Raw genomic sequence first — 20,581 nt, forward strand, 5'->3', positions numbered from 1 at the left:
AAGATCGTGCCATTTGTTAAGTGACAATAAAGTTGTTTCAAAAATACGTGCCATGAGTTATATTAAAGGTAACTTTTGGCACGTTTTTTCTAAGATCCAGAATCCATTTTGATTAATCCTTGTTTCAAAGCTAGATCGTAAAAAGATGTTTACAACTTTGTTGTATTGAACACGATAAGCTATTCCTTGTTGCGATACAGATACATGGTAAGTGGCGCAAATATCGCCAATATAATAATGGAAGCCAAGAGTACCCAGCCAATCTCTTCAAACGTTGCCGTGCCATGCATGAGGCCGCGTACCGCTGTGACCAAAAGGGAGATCGGGTTAACGTCAACAAAGCCTTGCAACCAACCTGGCAACGTATCGGGATCAACAAACACATTGCTAATGAACGTCAACGGCATGATCACCATCATCGAGACGCTTGCAAGTGTTTGTTCCGTTCGTATGACGAGTGCGAGGGCAATCCAGATCCATGATAAGCTAAAAGCGAACAACAACAGTAAACTGATGGCTGCCAAAACACCCCATACACCTGCATCGGGATGGAAGCCGAGAATCATTCCTAGCACGATCAAGATTGCGGAAGCCATCGCGAAACGCACAACGTCTATCAATAGTCCTCCAACGAGAACCGAAGGCCCCCAAATCGGTAAGGTCCGAAATCGATCGTACACCCCTTTGGTGATATCACTGTTCAATGCTATCCCGGTGTACATCGTTATCATAGTTACTGTCATGACGAGAATACCCGGCAAGATGAATTGTAGGTAATCCCCGGTGGATCCTGCGATGGAACCGCCAAAAAGATACGTGAACATGAGCAAAAAAAGGATAGGCATCGCCGTCACATCAAACATTTGTTCCGGCATATGCTTGATTTTCAAAAGTGCTCGCCATCCAAATGTGAGCGATGCTGATAATGCACTAGGTTTCTTCGGACGCTCCCCGGTTGCCAGTACTTCACGTAATGTTTTATTATTCATTGACTCACCTCTTCAGCTGAATTAGTACGGCCCGTCACAGAAAGGAAAACTTCATCAAGACTTGGTTGACCAAGGGAAAAATCCTTAACAGCAATATTGGCACGCCCCAATTCTCCGAGTGCAAGTGTAGCAAGCGTGTTATCTGATATTCGAGCTGAAAGGACGGCTGGATCGGATGAAAGCTGAATAACTGTGTCAAGTTTCTCAGCCAGTAATTGTTCCGCTTCCGGCCGGGTTTCCGGATCAAGCAATCGTACTTGTAATGTTCCCGAACCGACGGATGCTTTAAGTTCGCTGCTCGTCCCCTCAGCAATGATTTTACCTTCATCGATAACGGCAATCCGATCAGCCAATTGATCCGCTTCATCAAGATACTGTGTTGTGAGCAAAACAGTTGTACCTGTATTTACCAACACCCGGATAATCTCCCACACTTGATGACGGCTGCGTGGATCCAACCCGGTGGTCGGTTCATCCAAAAATAACAATTCCGGTGTGACGACAATGCTTGCCGCTATATCAATGCGCCGCCGCATTCCCCCAGAATATTTTTTAACCAGGCGCTTGGCTGCTTCTTGTAAGTCGAAAGCGTTGAGCAGTTCATCTGCCCTTTTCTTGGCACTTTTTCGTGAATATCCCGTAAGACGGGCGATCATGATCAGATTCTCTCGACCGGTCAGATCTTCATCCAGTGAAGCGAACTGTCCGGTCAAACCGATACGGCTTCGTACTTCGTCTATCTCTTGCACGAGATCGTGGCCGAGTACTCGGATTTGGCCGGCATCTGGCTTCAACAATGTTGCGAGCATACGGGTAATCGTCGTTTTTCCGGCACCATTCGGACCTAAGAAACCGTATACAGCTCCTTTTTCCACCGTGAGGTCAACCTCATCGACGGCGCGGTTTTTACCAAACGTTTTAACGACCCCCTTGGCTTCAATAGCTAGATCAGTGTGATATTGATCATTGTTTAACATACTCATCGCTCCTCCTCTCGAACCATACTTAAAATATCCGCCAAATATGCTTCTACTTCGTTCGTCAGAAATTTTGTTTGGGAGAGTGATCCTTCCCCAAATCCTTCTGAGATTCCCTCAAGTTCATCAAAATATTCCTGCTCGAATACTTCGGTCAGTAATTTCATTAGTTCCAGACCTTTTTCCTGTACTGCCAAATCATCCACGGGTCTTCCCTCATGATAGAACAGACTAATATCTGAAAATATAGATGTTATTTTTCTCTCAAATTCAAGTTTTTCTTCTGCTGTCTTCCCTTCCATGAACATGCGATCCAGCAATTCTTTCGACATATGGTTGGCCATCCATTGCTTTTGATCTTCCTCACGTTGAAACGCATGAATGAGGCCTAACAATAAATCGCTATCCATCTGATTTTCCCGCTCTTGAATGACCGCTTGTACGCGTTCGATGGTTCCGATCACCTGATCAAGATGTTCTCGCTTTTGTTGTAAAAGGCCTGTTTGCGCCGCCAAAGAATTCTTTAAATCATGCCCGGATTTTTCAAGATACTCAGCAATGTCTCCCAGAGAAAAATCTAAATACTTGAGTGTTAAAATTCTTTGTAACTGAAATAAATCATTTTCGGTGTAAAGGCGATGCCCTTGTTTGTTATATTCCGATGGCGCTAGCAATCCTTTCCGATCATAGTAGCGAAGTGTACGTTCAGTGACCCCTGTCAACTTGGCAAACTTTCCTACGGTAAACGTTTTACTCTCCATGAACACTACCCCCTCACTTTCTTCTATACATAGCATAGACCTTGACGTTGGGTCAGGGGCAAGATATTTTCATAAAAGTTTTCGATATTTCATCACGCTGGACGAATAACTGCTGTGTCTAGTACCATGTCATAAATGTTTTTCTTTTTTGGAAAACGTGCGCGCCCTTCGAAATGTTCTTTTACGCTTCTTCTAGACGGAAGAATACCTCCTCAAAAAAGTGAAAATGCTTATTTAACGGTCGAAGTAAAAAGTGAAAGCAATCACGTTAAACAGACAAAGCTCTTGCAGTTGGCCACTTCTTCAGACTATTATACTGCGGCTATGCTAACGGCTACGCTAAGTAATATTATACTAAAGAATCATTTATCAGGCGTGCGATTTCCATTTCAGGTAACAAACCTCGATGAAATATTAAAAACCATTCAATCTGATACAATACGTATAAATACATGCAATAGCAGTTTATCAGTCAATGCTTAGCTTCCAAAATTACATAAAAAATGTTGTAATTTATGAAAGCGGTTAGGGGAGCCATATGAAACGAGTATTGGTCGCCGGCGCTACGGGGTATTTGGGAAGGTATGTTGTAAAGGATCTTAAAAGACAAGGATTTTACACCAAAGTGCTCGTGAGAAATCCGGAAAAATTGAATCAAGAAGGAGATTTTTTCGCGCCTTCTATCCGTGAAGATGCTGACGAAGTAGCTATTGGTGATGTGACAAAACCAGACACATTAAAACATGTTTGTGACAACATTGATTATGTTTTCTCTTCAATTGGAATCACGGGAAAAAATAATGGATTGACCTTTCAAGATGTTGATTATCAAGGGAATGTTAATTTGTTGAAGGAAGCAGAACGTAGTCATATTGCCAAATTCATGTATATCCATGTCTGTAGCAACGATGAATGGAAAAAATCAGGTCCTTTAATTGAAGCGAAGGAACGTTTTGTTAATGTGTTAAAAACGTCAAATGTCGATCATATCATTATCTGCCCGACTGGATATTTTTCTGACTTGACAAATTTTTTAACAATGGCTAAAAAGGGCAGAGCTTTCTTGATCGGAGATGGTAAAACGAGAATGAACCCGATTCACGGTGAAGATCTCGCACAATTTTGTGTGCAATCGTTCTTGGAAACAAACCAAACACTTGATATTGGTGGTCCCGAAATACTTACATACGAGCAAATTGCTCAACTTGCATTTGAAGTGTTGGGTCAAAAGGAACGCATCACAAACATTCCGGTCAGTTTATTAAACCCAGTTTCTTTAGGTTTGAAATTATGTAGTAACCATCATTATGGGGTATACCGTTTCTTTATAAACGTGATGACTCATCATTTGATTGCACCCATGTACGGAAAACATAAGCTTAAAGATTTCATGAATCAACGTACTTAACGATACCAGGTTTTCGATCTCTATAATGACTGTATATGGTAACTTAAAAATTTTTTTGCGCTTTCAATTGCTTTCTCCGCTCTGATATTGATAACAGTAATGACACAACATTTTTTTATATTTTTAGGGTTAAATCTTTTTTTTGCTGTAAATATCCTTACACATCCATTACAGGCTTTGTATTTACGATGTTACACTCCAGGGCTCTGGACTACAATATTACTGATCATCCCTTATAACGTTTTATTTTTTTACCACTTTTCCAAAGCAGGTTTTTTAACCATGAACGCAATTTTAGGTGCATTAATTGTTATGTTCTTTCTTATATTAGTATTTCTCCTCAGTCATAAAATTGGTGAAAAATGGAGTTAATTACTCAAAATACCTGAAGTGGTTGATGGAGTAATGATGGAGTTCATGTCGTCATTGGAAGAGGACCGTTGGGCAAAGCTGTTGCCAGGGAATTGTTAGAAAAAGGAAAAACAATAAGGGTCATAGGCATTATAACTCATCAAACTGTGCTTGCAAATGCAAAGCCCGTTGTCGACGATAATTTGTACATGTATGGTGATGTTCAAAGATTAAACCAATGATTCAGAGGCGTTCCGACGCGACATCGGGCGCATCCATCCTGTGGACCGCACGGGATCTCCTGAAGAGGTGGCAGCGCTCGTCGCCTTTCTCGTTGCTGATGAGGATGGGTTTGTCACAGGCAAGATCTATACAGTAGATAGCGGCAGGACGTCCAAATTGAGTCTCCCCTGGGGTTACCAGCTGTTCAGTTCCTGACGCTGAATGTATAGACGATGCTGCAAACGAACAAAAGGTTGCATAAAACTTGTGCCAATTTTTTTCATAATGAACTTATTCGAGCATAGGGAAGACTATTTAAATGGCAAAAAAAGAAAGCAAATTAGTGATTAACCAACAATTAAGTATTCTCTCTACTTAAATAACGGTATAAAAGTAATCGTGAATATATAACTAGTGCAGAACGGTGAATTAGGGAATCACCCTCATCAAGGATGTTTTTCATGGACAAATAAAAAGTAAAATTTTCCACGATAGGCGCAATCGAAGGCTTATCGTACCCTTAACTGGAATGATTTCTCAAACAAGGGTACGCTGCAAAGTCCAGCGTCCTTGAAAAAAGACTAATCCCCAATATGAGGGACGTGGGAAGAGCCCAACGTCCCTGAAAATAGAATGATCCTCAATATGAGGGACGCAGGGAGGGGATCATGTTTAAAAAGATAGAACATCGAAGGCGAGATTTCTGAAAAATAGTTCAACCATACTATGACGTGTTTTGAATGACAATATTGGTGCGAGTGATGAATTCAACCATCTCGCACTAGTGGTCTATATCAGAAGTTCCTTCCAAAACCCCTGTTCGCATTTCGCCGATAGATTGATAAAGCGGACTAGCACCCATCGCACCTCCGAACAGTGGTTACGGTCTTTTTAAGGTTCACAACGTCCCCTGAATTGGCAGAAACTGCTGATATGGAGTACATTGAAAGATCCAACGCCCTCCGAAATGGCAGAAACTGTTGATCTGAAGGACGTTGAAAGGTCCAACGTCCCCCGAATTGGAAAAAATTGTTGATCCGAGGGACATTGAAAGGTCCGACGTCCCCTGAACTGGTAGAAAACGCTGATCCGGGTGCATTGAAAGGGCCGATCGGGGGTAGAATAAAATCTTTTATCACACCCCGGAGTAGCGCTTTTTTGTATATGAGGTACATTATGGTTTTTTAGTCTCTAATAATGGACCCGTTCCCGCTTTCCGGAAGGAAAGAACTTTTGAAAAACGCCACTAGTGCAGCCTGTCGGAAATAAGCGATCACACCGACGACCGGAAGACCGGCTTAGGACTTCAAACTAGGGTTAGTGATCGATTGGATGAAACTTCCATAACCCGAGTGAAGGTATCAAAGGCAATCGTCAATGACCAAATGTTTTCTTGCGAAAACGAAAGCCAATCGCTCGTTCGGTCGCCATAAGGCAGCCATGTCGACCGAATGCTTTCGATACAAGCCTTTTTGGTCATCATGAAGCGGCTATAGCGCCCAAACGCTTTCGATTCAGACCGTTACGGTCGTCATAAAACGGGTATGGCGACCGAACACGAGAACCGACCGCTTTTTCGGTCTCCATGAAGCGGTAAATGGTCCGTTAGGGAGCCGGAAGCGTTGACGAAGGAAACTTATTCCAGATGTACCCGTCATCGGTTCATTCAGCCACCTTGCACTAGTTAACAAATAAATAATACCTATGCCCAACTGTTTTCAGTTCAGTTGGGTTCTTTTATTTCGCAAAAAATTCCCGCAAATCTTTGATTATATTGCTTGGTCTTGATTCTGTGTCATTGGTAGCATAGCAGGTTTGGAATGGTTAGAGAAAGGTCGCCAGAAAATATAGCGCCGGAATCGTAATGATGGTCATAAAAGTAGATAGCAAAACAACGGTCGATGAAAAATTCGTATCACCGCCGTATTTAATGGAGTAGATGGTAATGGTGTGCGCACACGGCATCGCAGCTAACAACAATGCAATCACTAATAAATCTTTAGGAAATATAGGGAGGAAAAATAAAGGAATGAATAAAATGCTCGGCAAAACAAGGTTTCTTAAGATAACGGTAAAGTATAATAAAGGCTCGCGAATAAGAGAATGTAGTTGACTGGCGGTAATGTTTGACAGGCTTACACCGATAACGAGCATGGAAAGTGGAATCGTCATATCACCAAGCATCTGTATGGGAGACGCCATAAAGCTTGGTATTTGAAATGGCATGATAAATAAAAAAAGGCCGGTAAACGTAGCTAGAAAACCCGGATTTTTCAGAAAGTCCGTAAAAGGAGGGCGTGCTGTGTCATTTGGCTTCATAATCATAATAGCATAGCTCCATATGAGCAAAAAATAGATGAGATTAAATACGGTAGCAATAAATAAGGCATCTGCTCCAAACAGTGCAAAAATAATAGCCATCCCAATAAATCCCTGGTTTCCAAATATCAATAGATTTTGGAATACACCACTGCGGTCAGCTGCTTTATTGAGTTTTTTATTGAGAAATCTGCTTAAGAAAATCGCCATGATTAAATAATAAGCAGATAATAGCAGCATTGTAAAAGCGGTAAAGGCTTGAGCATAGGAGAATGGGATATTTAAAGAATGAATAATCAGGCAGGGTAATGCCACGTATAGTAATAAATTAGATAAAACTTTTTCGCTTCCTGGAGGGAATAGTTGTTTTTTTGCACAAAAAAATCCGATAAAAGCAATTACATATAATGAAAATAATTGAAAAGAAAGAACATACATCGTCTCCATAAGGATCCTCACGTTTCGTTTGAAACTTTTCACAGTGTATGTGAGGTGGAATGGGGATGTGTTTGCCCAAAGCAGAAAATGACAGGGAAATAATTGATTGGATCGTCTTAAAATCATTATATCCCTCCCGGTTGTTCAATGCATCCCGCTGCAATTCATAGCACCGCCGATAACAAGTGCCAAAAAAGTCTATTCCATGCTTTTTTGCCCCGACAAAGGAAGTGGCGTTCTTTCATGGAGAGCTCGGTCAAACGGTATAAAAATAGCGGTGGTTTATTTGCAAAAAAGTGAAAGCAGAATTTATAATAGACCAGGTGTTTGAAGGGAACGCTTATTAATAGAAGGAATGTTATATGATTCAAATACGGAACTGCCCAAACCTACAGCGTAAGGGGGGTGTTATCAATAGAACTTATGATAGGAATTTCACTAGTACTGTTGAGCGGTATGATTGCCCAGTGGCTTTCACGGAGGTGGGGGATACCCGCTATTGTTGGAATGACCATAATGGGGTTAATGATTGGACCAGGGATGAACTGGATTCAGCCGGATCAATTGTTTGGGGATTTGCTTGATCCGATTATTTCTCTGGCTGTCGCCGTCATTCTGTTTGAAGGGAGTCTCAGTCTGGATCGGAAGGAGATTTTCCACTTCAAAGAACCTGTTAGGCGGATGTATACGTTAGTACCATTAATATCCTGGATTTTAACGGCGGTCATTGCCAACATGGTGGTCGGATTATCCTGGGTGACTGCTTTTGTCATCGGAGGATTGTTTATCGTTACAGGTCCTACCGTTATCACCCCATTATTAAAACAGGCCAATTTAAAAGAAAGACCCGACAAAATCCTTCGCTGGGAAGGTATTATTGTTGATCCTATGGGCGCCCTGGCGGCTTTGTTGGCTCTACAAATTGGCCTGGCGGCGAGCGGTGTCACAGACTCTGCCGAACTTGGTTTCTTCTTTTTGGGAGCACTCGTAGCTCTTGTCTTAGGAATTGGGACCGGAGTTGGGGTTAGCTATGCATTTCAACGAAACATCGTTCCCGGTGATATGCAGGCACCTATGATGTTCGCGTTGGTTATTTTTATTTTTGCCATATCGGACTTAATTATGGATGAAAGCGGACTGCTAGCGGTGACGGCAATGGGCGTCACCTTAACGAATATGGGGTTGAATGTTGATAGTTTAAATAATATACGCCATTTTAAAGAGAATATATCAACGTTGTTTATCAGTGCTGTATTTGTGCTGTTGACAGCTTCCCTTACGCGTCCGGAATTAATTGAACTATGGGACATCCGAATTATCGGATTCGTCCTTTTGATGATGTTGATTGTTCGACCGTTGTCCGTTTGGATAGGGTTAGCGAAAACGGATGTTTCTCTAAGTGAAAAAACCTTGATTGGCTGGATTGCCCCACGCGGTATTGTTGCCATGACCGTCAGCGGCTATTTCCAAACAATATTGGTGGAAGCAGGTTTTACGGATGCCGAGCGGCTGCTCCCGATGACGCTGGCACTTGTGTTTATTACGGTAGCGATTCATGGCTATACACTGACGCCTTTGGCAAAAAGGTTAAAATTGACCCAGTGATAAAACAAATAAAGAAATAGCGGGCACTAACGTGGTGTGAGTGGATTCAAGTAAGATCCGCGCATGTCATTAACAATGCTTTTAACCCTCGGTCAGTCACACCCCCCCTTTTTTTTATAAAAATTGCGAAGTAATCCCTTTGGATATAGCCTTGTCTAAAGGGATTTTTAATATCATTCAGCTCGTTTAATTGATAATCGTTATCAATTGCTGTATATTAGATAGTAGCGAACCATACAATTGAGTAAGGGGAGAATATAAATGCAAATATACTGGACTAAAATAAATGAGATTATTGAAGAAACGCCTGAGATCAAAACGTACATGCTCGACTGTCCGGAAGGTTTTATCTGGGAAGAAGGTGCCCACACCCACTTCGCACTGGAAGGCTTTAATGCTGGAGATCAACCAAACCGCAGCCTGATTCGACATATGTCAATCTCCACTTTACCGCATGAAAAGTCAATCGGTATCACAACACGCATCAGAGAGCAGTGCTCTGAGTTTAAAACGATTTTAAGAAATCTTGAAGTTGGCAATGAGGTTGCAATCTTTAAAACATATTCGAATGTACCGCTTAAAAGAGAAAATAAAAATGTTTATCTGTTGTCATCAGGTGTCGGTCTGGCAACTTTCAGACCGCTTGTACTTGATTATTTTGAACGAGCGGATAACGTCAATCAAATTCATTCTCTGAACATCGATTCATCAAAAGATTTCTTATTCACTCATTTCTTTAAATCCACACCTGACAAGACGTTCACATCACAGTTCGTCGATAACCGTAAAGACTACTATGAAGAGGTGAAAAGTCTTGCCACAGACAAGGATGGGCTCTTTTATGTTGTCGGCAGCGACGAATTCCTCGTGCATAACATTGAAGTACTGCGAGAGCAGGGCATTCAACCGGAACAGATTATGCTCGACAAGCATGAACAAGAACTGCCCGAGTTTTTAGGCGAGAAGAGCTCTAGTTCCTATGAAGTGTAAAGTGGGGGATGAATCGCCTATGGGCTATTGCCGAATGATAGGAAAAAATAGACAAAACATATCGGGTTAACACTAAAATCTATGGTAGACAAGCAATGTATTGGATAACGCTTGGTCAGCGCTACGGATAAGCACTACGCTTTCAATGGCCCCCAAGCTCAGCCTCCTCGAAAAAAGAAGTTCGTTTTTTTTCTGCGGGGTCTTCCCTCTGCGCTTTCCCACAGGAGTCTCCGTGTTTTCCTCCGCTGGCTAGTTACTATCCTAAGTGTTCACTTTTATCAACGATAGATTTTGGTGAAGAGCCAACATATCTAAAAAACCTTGCGGACGCGTAAGCGAGGTTTTTCAAAAAAACAAAACGGAGCACTACGTTTTAAATCGAAAATAATAACGTGCAATCTTACACGACAAAACAAACAAACGGCAAAACAGATGAATCTTTAGGAATTGACGTTGGGATTAAAGACTTCGCCATTCTTTCGGATGGCACTATTCACAAAAACCAATAAAAGGGTTTAGACGAAAAGGATATTAAACATACCGTGTTATGTTACATACATTTGCGGACTAATTTGGCATTCGCCAGCCATTACGGCTCCCCAAAACCCGGACCTGAGGACTCCATTTGCTTCTGAGCGGCGATTTGAGTCCGCAGATCATGTTCGAAAGGACTTATCTGATACTAAACAGTTTTCTTTTCCATGCCAGAAGGTATTTTAAGGTAAATCAACGCGCCTGCTACGGACATTGTCAAAAACCACGACGTGATCGGAATGGAGGATTTGCAAGTATCGAATTTGCTAAAAAAACCACAACTTAGCCAAAGCGATTAGTGAGGTAAGGTGGTCGCTTTTTCGCACCATACTTGAATATAAAGCAAAATGGTATGGTAAGCAGGTGATAACGGTGCCCAAAAACTTCCCTTCCAGTCAACGATGTTCAAGTTTGTGGCCACCATGACCGATACGTTAAAAACCTTGCGTTGCGTACGTGGGGAACGTTCCAAATACCACACACATCACGATAGAGATATTAACGCAAGTAGAAACATTCGGTTATTTTAGGACATCTTCATCTTTAAATTTCGTCAGAAATTAAGGTGGAGTATTTTTTAGCCTCTGTTTTTGATCGATTCTTGTTGGCGATTTAGGAGCTGTGGATATCTAATGAAGGCTGACCTCATTAATGTCAGCCTTTTTGATTGTTTTTCGCTAATTTTTCTCGATTTTTAGTTCCCGGCGGTTGTTCGAGCCATTGATGTTTAATCATGATATCAGCGCCACTTTTGGCAAGCTTGGCATTTTCTAACGATAATCGCTCATAATCTGTGACGAGGTCGCTTCGTTGACTAGCCGCTGCAGCAGTCGCATAGTTTCCTACACCTGAAGAAATGAGCAGAGACATCATGAACATCATTAATTTGTCGGAAAACGTTGGGGTGGTTGAGTCACTGACACTTACATCCGGAAGATGTGAAGCTTCAATTTCATCCTCTAACAGCGTATCGGCAAAAATCTTCATGTGCTTTTTCGAGATGTCTTTTCCCCGTAGCATAAAATCCTGAACTTCTTTATGCGTGGAGCTTTGAGCAAAGGCGATGCACAATTTCATCCCTATAGAATTCGTGAGTACATTCATATACAAATGGGAAATTTCAATGGCGTTTAAGGGACGTTCATTGTTGAAAGGGTTTAAACCACTCAAGTATGCTTTGCTATTGACGTAATCGATGCTTTTAGGAACTTCAATATAAGGATGCTTGCCGGCTATTCCTTTTGCAAGTTCAATTTCGCTTGCTTGATTATAAAGGTTATTTGTTTCCGTTAAAGCTTGTGAAAAATAGGTTCGTATATCTTTCCTATCACTCACCGAAACGAAGCCACTGTAGGAGAGCATTCCCACTTTTCCCATGTGCTTCATGTAAGATATGCAAAAAGTATCGGTAAACAGCCATGGCGCGTTCATGTCGACGTCTTGTTCACCAAAACCATCCGGGATCGCGTATGATTCATTTTCAAAAATGGAGTGTAACTGCGTTAAATGGTCAGATGCAATATCATAGGCATACTGAACGACGGGCTTAATATCTGAATCTGAAATGTGTTTGAGCATAAAACGTAAGATACATGTGGACATACTATCGTTCATATAGGCTGTCCACAGGGAAGCAATTTCTGCGGATGTTAAATGAGCATTATTCTCCATTGGCGCACCTCCTCACAGTATAAGTGTCACTCATATCAATCGAATTATGTCTGCCATTTATTTACTGTGAACAGGAAAATTGAATGAAAAAAAATAAAGGACTACAATAAATGTATAGGGTAATAGGACCCTTAAGAATTGTGCGAGTATAAGAAAGAAGGACTTTTATGGAATTCAAACATGTAACGGTGGCCGGAAGTGGTGTTTTAGGTAGTCAAATTGCTTATCAAATTGCCTTTAAAGGTTTTCATGTAAGCATCTATGACATAAGTGATGAAGCTGTTGAAACAGCAAGGGGACGAATTAAAAAGCTTAAAGATCGATTCAAAGAAGATCTTGGAGCCACCGATGAGCAGGTAGACCAAGCGTATGACAGCATGAGTTTTTATTCTGATTTAGGAAAAGCCGTTGAGCAGGCGGATTTGGTGATTGAGGCTGTTCCGGAAGTTACGGATATTAAAATAAATTTTTACCATCAGCTAGCAACGGTTGCTCCAAAGCATACGATTTTTGCATCCAATTCATCAACAATGCTTCCGAGCCAGTTTGCTGAAGAAACGGGTCGTCCGGATAAATTCTTAATGCTACACTTTGCAAATGAAATTTGGAGGAACAATACAGCTGAGATTATGAAGCATGAAGGAACTAACATGAACGTATTCGAGGGTATAGTGGGCTTTGCTGATGAGATCGGCATGATCCCACTCCCAATATACAAGGAGCAACCCGGATATATTTTAAACTCCTTATTGGTCCCATTCTTGAACGCCGCTCAAGAATTACTGGTCAATGAAGTAGCAGATGCAGAAACGATCGATCGAACATGGATGGCTGCAACGGGCGCGCCGCGTGGACCGTTTGCTACGATGGATGTGATTGGAATTCATACACCTTATAACCTTTCCAAGGCAAAAGGCGAAGCAGGTGATGAAACGGCTAAGAAGGTTGCTGAATACCTAAAGTCTAATTATTTGGATGAGGGGAAACTTGGTATCGAATCCGGTGAGGGGTTCTACAAATACCCAAATCCATCTTATGAAAATGAAGATTTCTTGAAATAGGCATGTGAAAAGTAGGTTCAGTGAACCTCTCCAACTAAATCAAAGATTTTGAAGGGGACTCCTCGGCAAAACGGTTAAAATGTGTGATAGGGATCGAATTAGTTATCAAAAGGAAAACAGGCGCTTACCTTATATAAGGACCAGCGCCTGTTTTCTTTTTTAAAGTGGCATTTAAATGTCAATGAAGCGTATAGCCCATCGACATCTAAGTAAAACTAGGGATGATGAAAGGTCATGGGAGGGAATTATGGAAACGGCATGGCAATCGATCGTAATGGTCATTTCAGGAATATTGCTACTCCGAATCGCGGGACGCAAGTCAATTTCACAAATGACAATGGCACAAACGGTTGTAATGATCTCCATCGGTTCAATCATTATCGAACCCATTGTAGAAACAAGCGTTTGGGAAGCGATGATAGGAGCCGGCATTTTCGTCATAGCGCTAATTATTATGGAATATGTGCAGATCAAATTTAATTTTCTCGAAAAATTAATCACTGGAAAATCAAAAGTTGTGATTGAAAACGGAACCCCACATACCGAAAACTTAAAGAAACTTCGTTACACCGTTGACCAACTTGAGATTCAGTTGCGCCAACAAGGTATTACATCTTTTTCGGATGTGAAAACGGCCACTTTAGAACCGAATGGACAGTTAGGTTATGAACTTATTCCGGATGCAAGACCTTTGACAGTAAAAGATTTCAAGCAGCTTTTGCAAATCGAGCAGAATAAGGATACGAATCATCAGGGAGCACACAATATTTTTGATGAGTTATCGGAAAAAGATAGGAAAGATCCAGACTCTTTAACATTTAAATAGGGAATGCTGAACAACTTGCAGCTATCAGCTGAAGCCGGGATGCCGCTTCCATGGCTTCGCTTTCCGCGGACGAACGGCAAGCCTCCTCACGCAACACCGGCGCTGCGGGGGCTTGACGCGTCCGTTTATCTTTGTTACTCCTTTGGATTGGAGTTTGGATATATGACAAAAAACAAAGCAGTAATATAAAAAAACACATGAGATACGGCAACGATTCGGGGTGACATTCTGTAACGTTTTCTGCTGTTATCTCGACGCATTATATAAAACGGCATGCCTAGAAAGGGGGAAGATCATGAAACAGATGCTCTTACTGTCATTAAGTTTGGGGGTGATTTCTGCTTGCGGGGATCAAGAAGAAGAACAGGAACAAAAGCAAGGAGAATCCAATGCGGCATCAGAGATTACAGGGTATGTGGTGGACGAAAATGATGATGAAGTCCTCGTGGTTGATACAGAGCCAAGTTCAACGGCAGGGGATGGAGAGCACTATGATGCGATGTGGTTAGCTCATTTTTCTGAAGATGTTGAACTAGGAGAGAAAGTGAATGCCGGGTATGGGGACGCCATTGAACCCTATCCAGGTGAAACATCGGATGTAGTCTATATCGAAGTATTGGAGGAGGAACGTCCGGAAGAGGCCAATCTTACTAAAACAGAAGCGTTGCGTGAGATTTTACCAGTCGAAGAACTTGATGTGCCTGCTATAAAAACATTGGAGTTTGATGATGAATCTAATCAATGGACAATTGAAATGGCAGACGGCGTTGAACTCATGGGAGCAGATATGGATGCAGAGGTTATTGATTTTGAAATTGATGATGAATAAAAATCTTATTGGCCGTTGCATAAAAAAATGAGCGTATCATAAAGGGTGTGATCCCATACAGAATAAAAAAATAATTGCACTATCTTTGCATGTGTTTACACATGAGGCTATTTTTGGTGATGCTCTTTGTCCATCCCTGGTTTCAAAATTAACCAAAAAAATAAAATGCCTGGTATCATTTATGAAAAACCATCCTTTTGGGGTGCTTTTTTGTATCCAATACCCAACAAAATTAAAGCTAAAACAAAAAAAGCCATACCAATGAAAAACCCTTGTCCTGAATCAAGAAATATCAATTCAAAGAGCATACTAATTCCAGCTAGAAAGGAGCTCATTTTCATTGAAATGTTTAAAATGTGATAGAGCATAAAGAGGATCACTTCCTAAAAATCTTTTTAAATAGACGAGAAGATTTGTGAAAAAGTTGGTAGTAAAACTCACTGAAATATTTTCAACGATCACTCTTAGTAAAGCGAGCAACGACGCGATGATCAAAATAAAGAAAAGGATAAATATTGCTCTCTCAACTGCGACCATATGTATCACCATACTTCAGAAATTTCACGGAGGTACATGTTAGACGTACCTAGATAGTAATAACAATAAAATAAAAATAATCAAAATGGCTACGCTATTTTCCAATACTATTCGCACGTTGCTCTTTTTGCTTTTTTTGGTTTGGCGGCGACGTTCTCTTGCAACGTGATTCTCTTCTGATCTGAAAAACCAAGCACATGTTGTCCCTATATAAACGCCGCCAAGATAGGGGCTTAAATCAACAAGCGAAGGCAATTGATTATTAAGTACGGTATGCGCTATTGTGACCCCAACAAGAAAGGTGACCGGGACTTTCACAAAAGTACTCAAGATGGCTTTCCTTTTTAATTCTTCATATGAGAGTTCCATAAGTAATATCTCCTGACATAATGAATCGATAACATTGCCGGTCAATAACAAGCGCTTGCATGAAGTCGATAGCCACTAATCTTCTCTGAATAATTCAGAAAGGACCTTTTCTCTGTTTTCCAAAAAGGTTTTCGTTATTTGATAATGTTCAGTTCTTTCATAGTCAATCTTGGACATTTGATCGCTATCGAATGACAAAATATCCGCTTGAGGATACCCCAACAAAATTGGAGAATGGGTGGAAATGATAAATTGGACGTTTCCTTCAACAGTCAAGTCATGCAAGATTCTCAAGAAAGTCAACTGTTTTGCCGGAGACAAAGCGGCCTCTGGTTCGTCCAAAAGATAAATGGCTTTTCCTTGAAAACGATGCAAAAATAATGACAAAAAGGATTCCCCATGGGATTGTTGATGCAAAGATCGCCCTCCGTAATCCTTAAATCCCACAGTATCCACATTGTCAATATGCGAGGCAAAGTTAAAAAAAGATTCTGCTCGCAAAAAGAATCCATTTGTTATTTTTGGTAACCAAGAAAGCCTGATGTATTCAGCTAATGCAGCTTCTGACGCATAAACCTCATACATGTTATTTCTTCCGCCGCCAGCAGTACTAAAACCACAACCGTCAGCAATGGCTTCTAACAACGTGGATTTGCCGGACCCATTTTCCCCAACAAAAAAAGTCACGTTGTTTTCTAAATGTAATTCGTGCAAATGTTTGATAACCGGGATAGAAAAAGGATATTCATTAAACGAAGAGACTTTATCACGTAAAAGCGATATTCTTTTTAAAAACATTCTGTGATCACCTACCCTGAATTAATTTTTGAAGTATAAATGCGGGGTCAACACTAAAATCAATGGTTGATATTCGTGATTAAATATGGTAACACCACTAGCCAGCGAAGGAAAAACACGTAGACTCCTGTGGGAAAGCGCAGTGTTTTTCCGTAGCGGTCACTACCAATCATAATTGCTCCTAGGTTGTCAGCCATAGATTTTGGTGAAGAGCCTAAATGCGATGAAGGAAAATTAAGGTATAAAGGAATATTTTAACATATGGAATTGTGATGGTAGCAACAATGAATATCCTGATTATACCCCTCTCTAGAGGAATCATCTCCAGAAACACAAAAATTACGAAGAATGAGTCTTTTACAGAAACTCCCATGGTCGACTTAGAGGAGCTGATCACCAACTAATGGCACCGTAACTTTCGCTCTTTGATCAAGCCATTAAGGTTCAGATATATAGCATAAAGTCCTGATACGACCATAAACCCGGCAAACCAAAAAGAAACGTCGAATAAAATATGAAAGATAGCAATGAATATGGGCACAATCACAACAATTGAAATCATATTTTGAACGTATTTATGCATAATATACCTTCATTGATTCGAGATTATGATTGTGTAGGGTCAGCAAATCCATCAATTGTTTTCTTATCAAAATATCAAAAGTGACATAGAAATTAACACCTAAAATTGTTGTGGCAATTCGTTTTTTATGGATCATAGGGGGAGAACCCCGAGGAATAATGTGCTTAGATAGAGTCATAGAATTCGTTACTTCGGTGGCGGTCGTTTCACCGTTTGTACCTCCATGTCCATTCACGAACAGGAGGGAGGTGATTGTCATGTCAATGTATGAAGCATTAATACTATGCGTTACTGTTGGTACGCTAGTATATTTCATTTGAATCAATGTTAAACCAAACATGATGAATGTGACAACCTCTCCGGTAAATATGGCAAAAGCAGCAAGCACAATGACACTTATGATTTCAAATACCTTGTTGCTTGAGAACTGAGAACATATTGCCCCTCATTTTCATAAAGTAATAAAATGAGCGCTTATCAGCTCAATAGAAAATCCTGTATGGAAACATAAAAGGCGAATAAAGAAACAATAATAAGAAGTATACCCAATACTCTATATTTTTCTCTAGTGATTGAAATTCCCGTAACGAAAAGCAATGCACCTAAGCAAAGCATAGTGTATGGCGATACTGAATAATCTCCCGTTATCAAACTATAAATTGCTAATGCAAATACAATGATTGCCAAAATGATTCTAATTATAGCTAACAACGTTAGCCTCCTATATAACGGTTATTACCGCTCAGTTAGCTGTATAAACTTGGCTTTATACAACTGCATAAAATTGAGTTTATTCATTAAAATCTAATGGTATAGTCTCAAAAAACGAGGGGCAAAAAAATGAAAACCACATTGCTCGCACTATCAATGACGCTTTTGGTCGGTTGTAACGCGGAAGATACAAATGGAGAGTATGAGAGCGGGCCACACTTTTAAGCCCCCGTATCCATGTGATACAGGGGCGGCTTCTTAATTATTTTTCATCGTTACATTCATTTGCAATAAGCGTTTTGTGATCAAGAAAGCTAACGCCCCAATAACAATTGCTCCCAGCCAATAAAAAGGAATGGTTGCTCCTGCGGGGTCTCCGAATACGCTGAAAATCATACCTCCTAACATGGCAAAGCAACCGACGATGCCAATAAGAAAGACCGGTTTTAATGGGGGAAACAACAGAAACTCACCGTTGTGCTCGCTTTTTCCTTTTTCATACAGTTTCATGCCAATCGCCAAGCTTATCAACATGATGGGTAAAGAGGCGACCAATTGCATCCCCGTTGGTATTTCAGGCAATGAAGCAAAGTCTGCCATCACTTGGAATGGCAACACGAGAATCATAAGCCATTCATCAAAATGAGTTGCCGTTAACCTTCCTAAATTCCCAAAATGTGTGGTTACAAACACACTCAATAATAGGACAAAGCCATAGGGAAATATCAAAAATATGAAACTTAAAACAACTTGGGAAATCATCTCCCCTGATATCGTTCCCATCAATAGCGTAAAGGCAAAGATCGCCAAGTAAGCCAATAAAGGAACAAGAAACATTTCAACAAAGTTAAAATTCACCAGTGCATCGCGATATTCCGAGAACCAAATGAGCCCCCAGGCAACCAAACAGTTAACACTCATGATGACAGTAATGGCACCAAGGCCGATACTGGCTTTCGTAACGAAAAGTTTCTGCCTGGAAAATGGCAATGAAAGACTAAAGTCGTGTCGGCGTGTATTTCGCTCTAAGCCAATGAACATCCCTCCCATGACAACAATGGTTATGATCGAAAACAGTGAAAGTGCATTTCCTGCGAAGATATCCTGAACAAAGCTATCCATTCGACTAGAAAATACGTGTGATACACCTTCCTCCAACAACCTTAAATGTTCCAACTCCAGTATGGTTCTCAATGGGTATTGAATAACAAAAAGAATTGTTAAAATAAGAAGAATCATTGCCGATGGTTTCAAATCTTTTTTAAGTAAAGCTTTATTCAGCAATGTGGTCGCCCCCTAGCTTGGCCACAAATAGATCTTCCAGCGTTAATGGCAATTCTTCGTATAATAAGGGCTCAGTTTTCTGCAACTCCACTTCCAACTCTTGAAGATTTCCTTCCGCCAGACACGTGTACGCCCTTCCCGATTGCTGCAAAATATAAAAGTGATCCGAAAGCGAGTCCGGCATTTTTTCACGGTAGACGACCTGCCATTTTTTATAAGTGTCACGCAACTCATCCAGCTGGAACGTTTCTGTGATCTTCCCTTCAGTGAGAATTATAATTTGGTCGGCCAAGCTTTCCAATTCATCAAGGCGATGAGTAGCGATAATAATAGAAACCTTTTCTTTTGCGACTTCATCGAGCATAAAACGCATGATTTCTTTTTTAATAATTACATCAAGTCCGTCGGTCGGCTCATCAAGGAGGACGTATTCAGGCTTAGCCGCAAACGCAAGAATGAGCGAAAACAACGCTTTTTGCCCTTTTGAGTATTGTTTAAGCTTTTTCGTTTTCGGCATTTGGAAACGGTCCATTAATTCCTGGAAATAATCACGGTCAAAGTTCGGATAAATATCCGCATATAATGACACAACATTGGAAACGGCATAATTTTTTAAAGCCTCAACACTATCATCTACATACAGAATGGACGCTTTTGCCTCAGGCTTTGTAAACACATCCTCACCATTCACCGAAATGGTTCCCCGGTCGGGATCCGCAACGGTCACCATCGTCCGTAACAATGTCGTTTTACCGGCACCGTTTCGACCTACAATTCCGGTGATGGTTCCTTTCCCAACAGTAAAGGTTATATTCGTTAATACTTGTTGGCTTCCTATCGCTTTGGAAACGTTTTGTGCCTGTATCATGACTTTCCCCCAAATTGTTTGTAGTACCAAGCGACCCAGTCTTGCATCACTTCTTTTTCTATCCCGGCGTAGTATCCTTCGAGGACCACTTGCTTAAGGTTTGTCCGCACCGATTCGATGTCTTTTGTCAGAATTTCCCCGGGCACTTGCTCTGTAATAAACGTCCCTCTCCCACGCATCGTTACGATGATGCCCTCCCGCTCCAGTTCTTGATAGGCCTTGCTGACTGTATTCGGATTGACGACGATTTGTGTGGATAATTCTCGTACGGACGGGATTTTGTCATCTACCTTTAATCCCCCGCGAGCCACTTGTTCCTTAATTTGATTAATAATCTGGCGGTAAATAGGCTCTTTGCTACGTGGATCAATGGATAGCATAAGTTCCCTCCCCAAGGGTAGCTAATTGTACTAGTTGATGTAATACATTTAGTATATCTGGGCTGAAAGT

Annotated in this window: 19 protein-coding genes and 2 pseudogenes; 9 read left to right on the plus strand and 12 right to left on the minus strand. The window is 41.0% G+C overall.

Features of this window, described 5'->3' with window-relative positions:
• Positions 1-179: 179 nt before the first annotated feature.
• From HUG20_RS03170 to HUG20_RS03180, 3 genes are read right to left on the minus strand one after another with little or no spacing between them, the layout of a single operon-like run.
• On the minus strand, positions 180-989 hold the full coding sequence (locus tag HUG20_RS03170; RefSeq protein ID WP_200087992.1) for an ABC transporter permease: 810 nt from the start codon (positions 987-989) through the stop codon (positions 180-182).
• Entirely contained in the window at positions 986-1,972 is a 987-nt protein-coding gene (locus HUG20_RS03175; RefSeq protein WP_246476516.1) for an ATP-binding cassette domain-containing protein, read from the minus strand. The genes HUG20_RS03170 and HUG20_RS03175 overlap by 4 nt, the downstream gene beginning before the upstream one ends.
• Positions 1,969-2,727, minus strand: coding sequence for a MerR family transcriptional regulator (locus tag HUG20_RS03180; RefSeq protein ID WP_200087994.1), 759 nt, complete (start codon positions 2,725-2,727; stop codon positions 1,969-1,971). Before HUG20_RS03180 ends, HUG20_RS03175 begins: the two co-directional genes overlap by 4 nt.
• A gap of 538 nt (positions 2,728-3,265) precedes the next feature.
• Here HUG20_RS03180 and HUG20_RS03185 point away from each other — a divergent pair.
• From HUG20_RS03185 to HUG20_RS03195, 3 genes and pseudogenes are all read left to right on the plus strand, one after another.
• On the plus strand, positions 3,266-4,135 hold the full coding sequence (locus tag HUG20_RS03185; protein WP_200087996.1) for an SDR family oxidoreductase: 870 nt from the start codon (positions 3,266-3,268) through the stop codon (positions 4,133-4,135).
• A gap of 66 nt (positions 4,136-4,201) precedes the next feature.
• On the plus strand, positions 4,202-4,507 hold the full coding sequence (locus tag HUG20_RS03190) for an HXXEE domain-containing protein (protein ID WP_281392557.1): 306 nt from the start codon (positions 4,202-4,204) through the stop codon (positions 4,505-4,507).
• A 231-nt stretch (positions 4,508-4,738) separates the two neighbouring features.
• Positions 4,739-4,924 (plus strand): annotated as a pseudogene (locus HUG20_RS03195) (SDR family oxidoreductase); the annotation flags it as partial.
• A gap of 1,608 nt (positions 4,925-6,532) precedes the next feature.
• Here the strand turns inward: HUG20_RS03195 and HUG20_RS03200 are convergent.
• A complete protein-coding gene (locus HUG20_RS03200; protein WP_200088000.1) occupies positions 6,533-7,465 on the minus strand; it encodes an AEC family transporter in 933 nt (310 codons plus the stop codon).
• A 405-nt stretch (positions 7,466-7,870) separates the two neighbouring features.
• Here HUG20_RS03200 and HUG20_RS03205 point away from each other — a divergent pair, with 405 nt between their 5' ends.
• From HUG20_RS03205 to HUG20_RS03215, 3 genes and pseudogenes are all read left to right on the plus strand, one after another.
• A complete protein-coding gene (locus tag HUG20_RS03205) occupies positions 7,871-9,070 on the plus strand; it encodes a cation:proton antiporter (RefSeq protein WP_246476518.1) in 1,200 nt (399 codons plus the stop codon).
• Between the two features lie 261 nt (positions 9,071-9,331).
• The gene (locus HUG20_RS03210) at positions 9,332-10,060 is read left to right on the plus strand and encodes a dihydropteridine reductase (protein WP_200088002.1); all 729 of its coding nucleotides are present in this window, start codon (positions 9,332-9,334) and stop codon (positions 10,058-10,060) included.
• A gap of 737 nt (positions 10,061-10,797) precedes the next feature.
• Positions 10,798-11,124: pseudogene (locus HUG20_RS03215) on the plus strand (RNA-guided endonuclease TnpB family protein); the annotation flags it as partial.
• Between the two features lie 124 nt (positions 11,125-11,248).
• On the opposite strand, the gene HUG20_RS03220 reads toward HUG20_RS03215, so the two are convergent.
• Positions 11,249-12,265, minus strand: coding sequence for a DUF3231 family protein (locus tag HUG20_RS03220; protein ID WP_200088003.1), 1,017 nt, complete (start codon positions 12,263-12,265; stop codon positions 11,249-11,251).
• 167 nt (positions 12,266-12,432) lie between these two features.
• On the opposite strand from HUG20_RS03220, the gene HUG20_RS03225 reads away from it, so the two are divergent.
• The 3 genes from HUG20_RS03225 (at position 12,433) to HUG20_RS03235 (ending at position 14,981) form a co-directional block, all read left to right on the plus strand.
• Entirely contained in the window at positions 12,433-13,326 is an 894-nt protein-coding gene (locus HUG20_RS03225) for a 3-hydroxyacyl-CoA dehydrogenase (protein ID WP_200088005.1), read from the plus strand.
• Between the two features lie 247 nt (positions 13,327-13,573).
• Complete coding sequence (locus HUG20_RS03230) at positions 13,574-14,152, plus strand: DUF421 domain-containing protein (RefSeq protein ID WP_200088007.1); 579 nt, start codon at positions 13,574-13,576, stop codon at positions 14,150-14,152.
• A gap of 295 nt (positions 14,153-14,447) precedes the next feature.
• The gene (locus HUG20_RS03235; RefSeq protein ID WP_200088009.1) at positions 14,448-14,981 is read left to right on the plus strand and encodes a hypothetical protein; all 534 of its coding nucleotides are present in this window, start codon (positions 14,448-14,450) and stop codon (positions 14,979-14,981) included.
• 179 nt (positions 14,982-15,160) lie between these two features.
• Here HUG20_RS03235 and HUG20_RS03240 read toward each other — a convergent pair whose 3' ends face one another.
• From HUG20_RS03240 to HUG20_RS03270, 7 genes are all read right to left on the minus strand, one after another.
• A complete protein-coding gene (locus tag HUG20_RS03240) occupies positions 15,161-15,349 on the minus strand; it encodes a hypothetical protein (RefSeq protein WP_200088011.1) in 189 nt (62 codons plus the stop codon).
• Between the two features lie 208 nt (positions 15,350-15,557).
• Complete coding sequence (locus HUG20_RS03245; protein WP_200088013.1) at positions 15,558-15,887, minus strand: hypothetical protein; 330 nt, start codon at positions 15,885-15,887, stop codon at positions 15,558-15,560.
• 75 nt (positions 15,888-15,962) lie between these two features.
• Complete coding sequence (locus HUG20_RS03250) at positions 15,963-16,685, minus strand: AAA family ATPase (RefSeq protein ID WP_200088015.1); 723 nt, start codon at positions 16,683-16,685, stop codon at positions 15,963-15,965.
• A gap of 1,060 nt (positions 16,686-17,745) precedes the next feature.
• The gene (locus tag HUG20_RS19890; protein ID WP_425504106.1) at positions 17,746-17,883 is read right to left on the minus strand and encodes a DUF3953 domain-containing protein; all 138 of its coding nucleotides are present in this window, start codon (positions 17,881-17,883) and stop codon (positions 17,746-17,748) included.
• Between the two features lie 354 nt (positions 17,884-18,237).
• On the minus strand, positions 18,238-19,263 hold the full coding sequence (locus HUG20_RS03260; RefSeq protein WP_200088018.1) for a hypothetical protein: 1,026 nt from the start codon (positions 19,261-19,263) through the stop codon (positions 18,238-18,240).
• On the minus strand, positions 19,253-20,131 hold the full coding sequence (locus tag HUG20_RS03265) for an ABC transporter ATP-binding protein (RefSeq protein WP_200088020.1): 879 nt from the start codon (positions 20,129-20,131) through the stop codon (positions 19,253-19,255). Before HUG20_RS03265 ends, HUG20_RS03260 begins: the two co-directional genes overlap by 11 nt.
• Positions 20,128-20,511: a GntR family transcriptional regulator gene (locus tag HUG20_RS03270; RefSeq protein ID WP_200088022.1), complete on the minus strand. Its 384-nt coding sequence runs from the start codon at positions 20,509-20,511 to the stop codon at positions 20,128-20,130. Before HUG20_RS03270 ends, HUG20_RS03265 begins: the two co-directional genes overlap by 4 nt.
• Between the last annotated feature and the right edge of the window lie 70 nt (positions 20,512-20,581).

This window comes from Salicibibacter cibi (genome assembly GCF_016495865.1).
GTDB lineage: Bacteria > Bacillota > Bacilli > Bacillales > Marinococcaceae > Salicibibacter > Salicibibacter cibi.

Coding starts and splice junctions, on each gene's coding strand:
- HUG20_RS03170 (WP_200087992.1), bottom strand. CDS start 989: ATGAATAATAAAACATTACGTGAAGTACTGGCAACCGGGGAGCGTCCG.
- HUG20_RS03175 (WP_246476516.1), bottom strand. CDS start 1,972: ATGAGTATGTTAAACAATGATCAATATCACACTGATCTAGCTATTGAA.
- HUG20_RS03180 (WP_200087994.1), bottom strand. CDS start 2,727: ATGGAGAGTAAAACGTTTACCGTAGGAAAGTTTGCCAAGTTGACAGGG.
- HUG20_RS03185 (WP_200087996.1), top strand. CDS start 3,266: ATGAAACGAGTATTGGTCGCCGGCGCTACGGGGTATTTGGGAAGGTAT.
- HUG20_RS03200 (WP_200088000.1), bottom strand. CDS start 7,465: ATGTATGTTCTTTCTTTTCAATTATTTTCATTATATGTAATTGCTTTT.
- HUG20_RS03210 (WP_200088002.1), top strand. CDS start 9,332: ATGCAAATATACTGGACTAAAATAAATGAGATTATTGAAGAAACGCCT.
- HUG20_RS03220 (WP_200088003.1), bottom strand. CDS start 12,265: ATGGAGAATAATGCTCATTTAACATCCGCAGAAATTGCTTCCCTGTGG.
- HUG20_RS03225 (WP_200088005.1), top strand. CDS start 12,433: ATGGAATTCAAACATGTAACGGTGGCCGGAAGTGGTGTTTTAGGTAGT.
- HUG20_RS03230 (WP_200088007.1), top strand. CDS start 13,574: ATGGAAACGGCATGGCAATCGATCGTAATGGTCATTTCAGGAATATTG.
- HUG20_RS03235 (WP_200088009.1), top strand. CDS start 14,448: ATGAAACAGATGCTCTTACTGTCATTAAGTTTGGGGGTGATTTCTGCT.
- HUG20_RS03240 (WP_200088011.1), bottom strand. CDS start 15,349: ATGCTCTATCACATTTTAAACATTTCAATGAAAATGAGCTCCTTTCTA.
- HUG20_RS03245 (WP_200088013.1), bottom strand. CDS start 15,887: ATGGAACTCTCATATGAAGAATTAAAAAGGAAAGCCATCTTGAGTACT.
- HUG20_RS03250 (WP_200088015.1), bottom strand. CDS start 16,685: ATGTTTTTAAAAAGAATATCGCTTTTACGTGATAAAGTCTCTTCGTTT.
- HUG20_RS19890 (WP_425504106.1), bottom strand. CDS start 17,883: ATGCTTTGCTTAGGTGCATTGCTTTTCGTTACGGGAATTTCAATCACT.
- HUG20_RS03265 (WP_200088020.1), bottom strand. CDS start 20,131: ATGATACAGGCACAAAACGTTTCCAAAGCGATAGGAAGCCAACAAGTA.
- HUG20_RS03270 (WP_200088022.1), bottom strand. CDS start 20,511: ATGCTATCCATTGATCCACGTAGCAAAGAGCCTATTTACCGCCAGATT.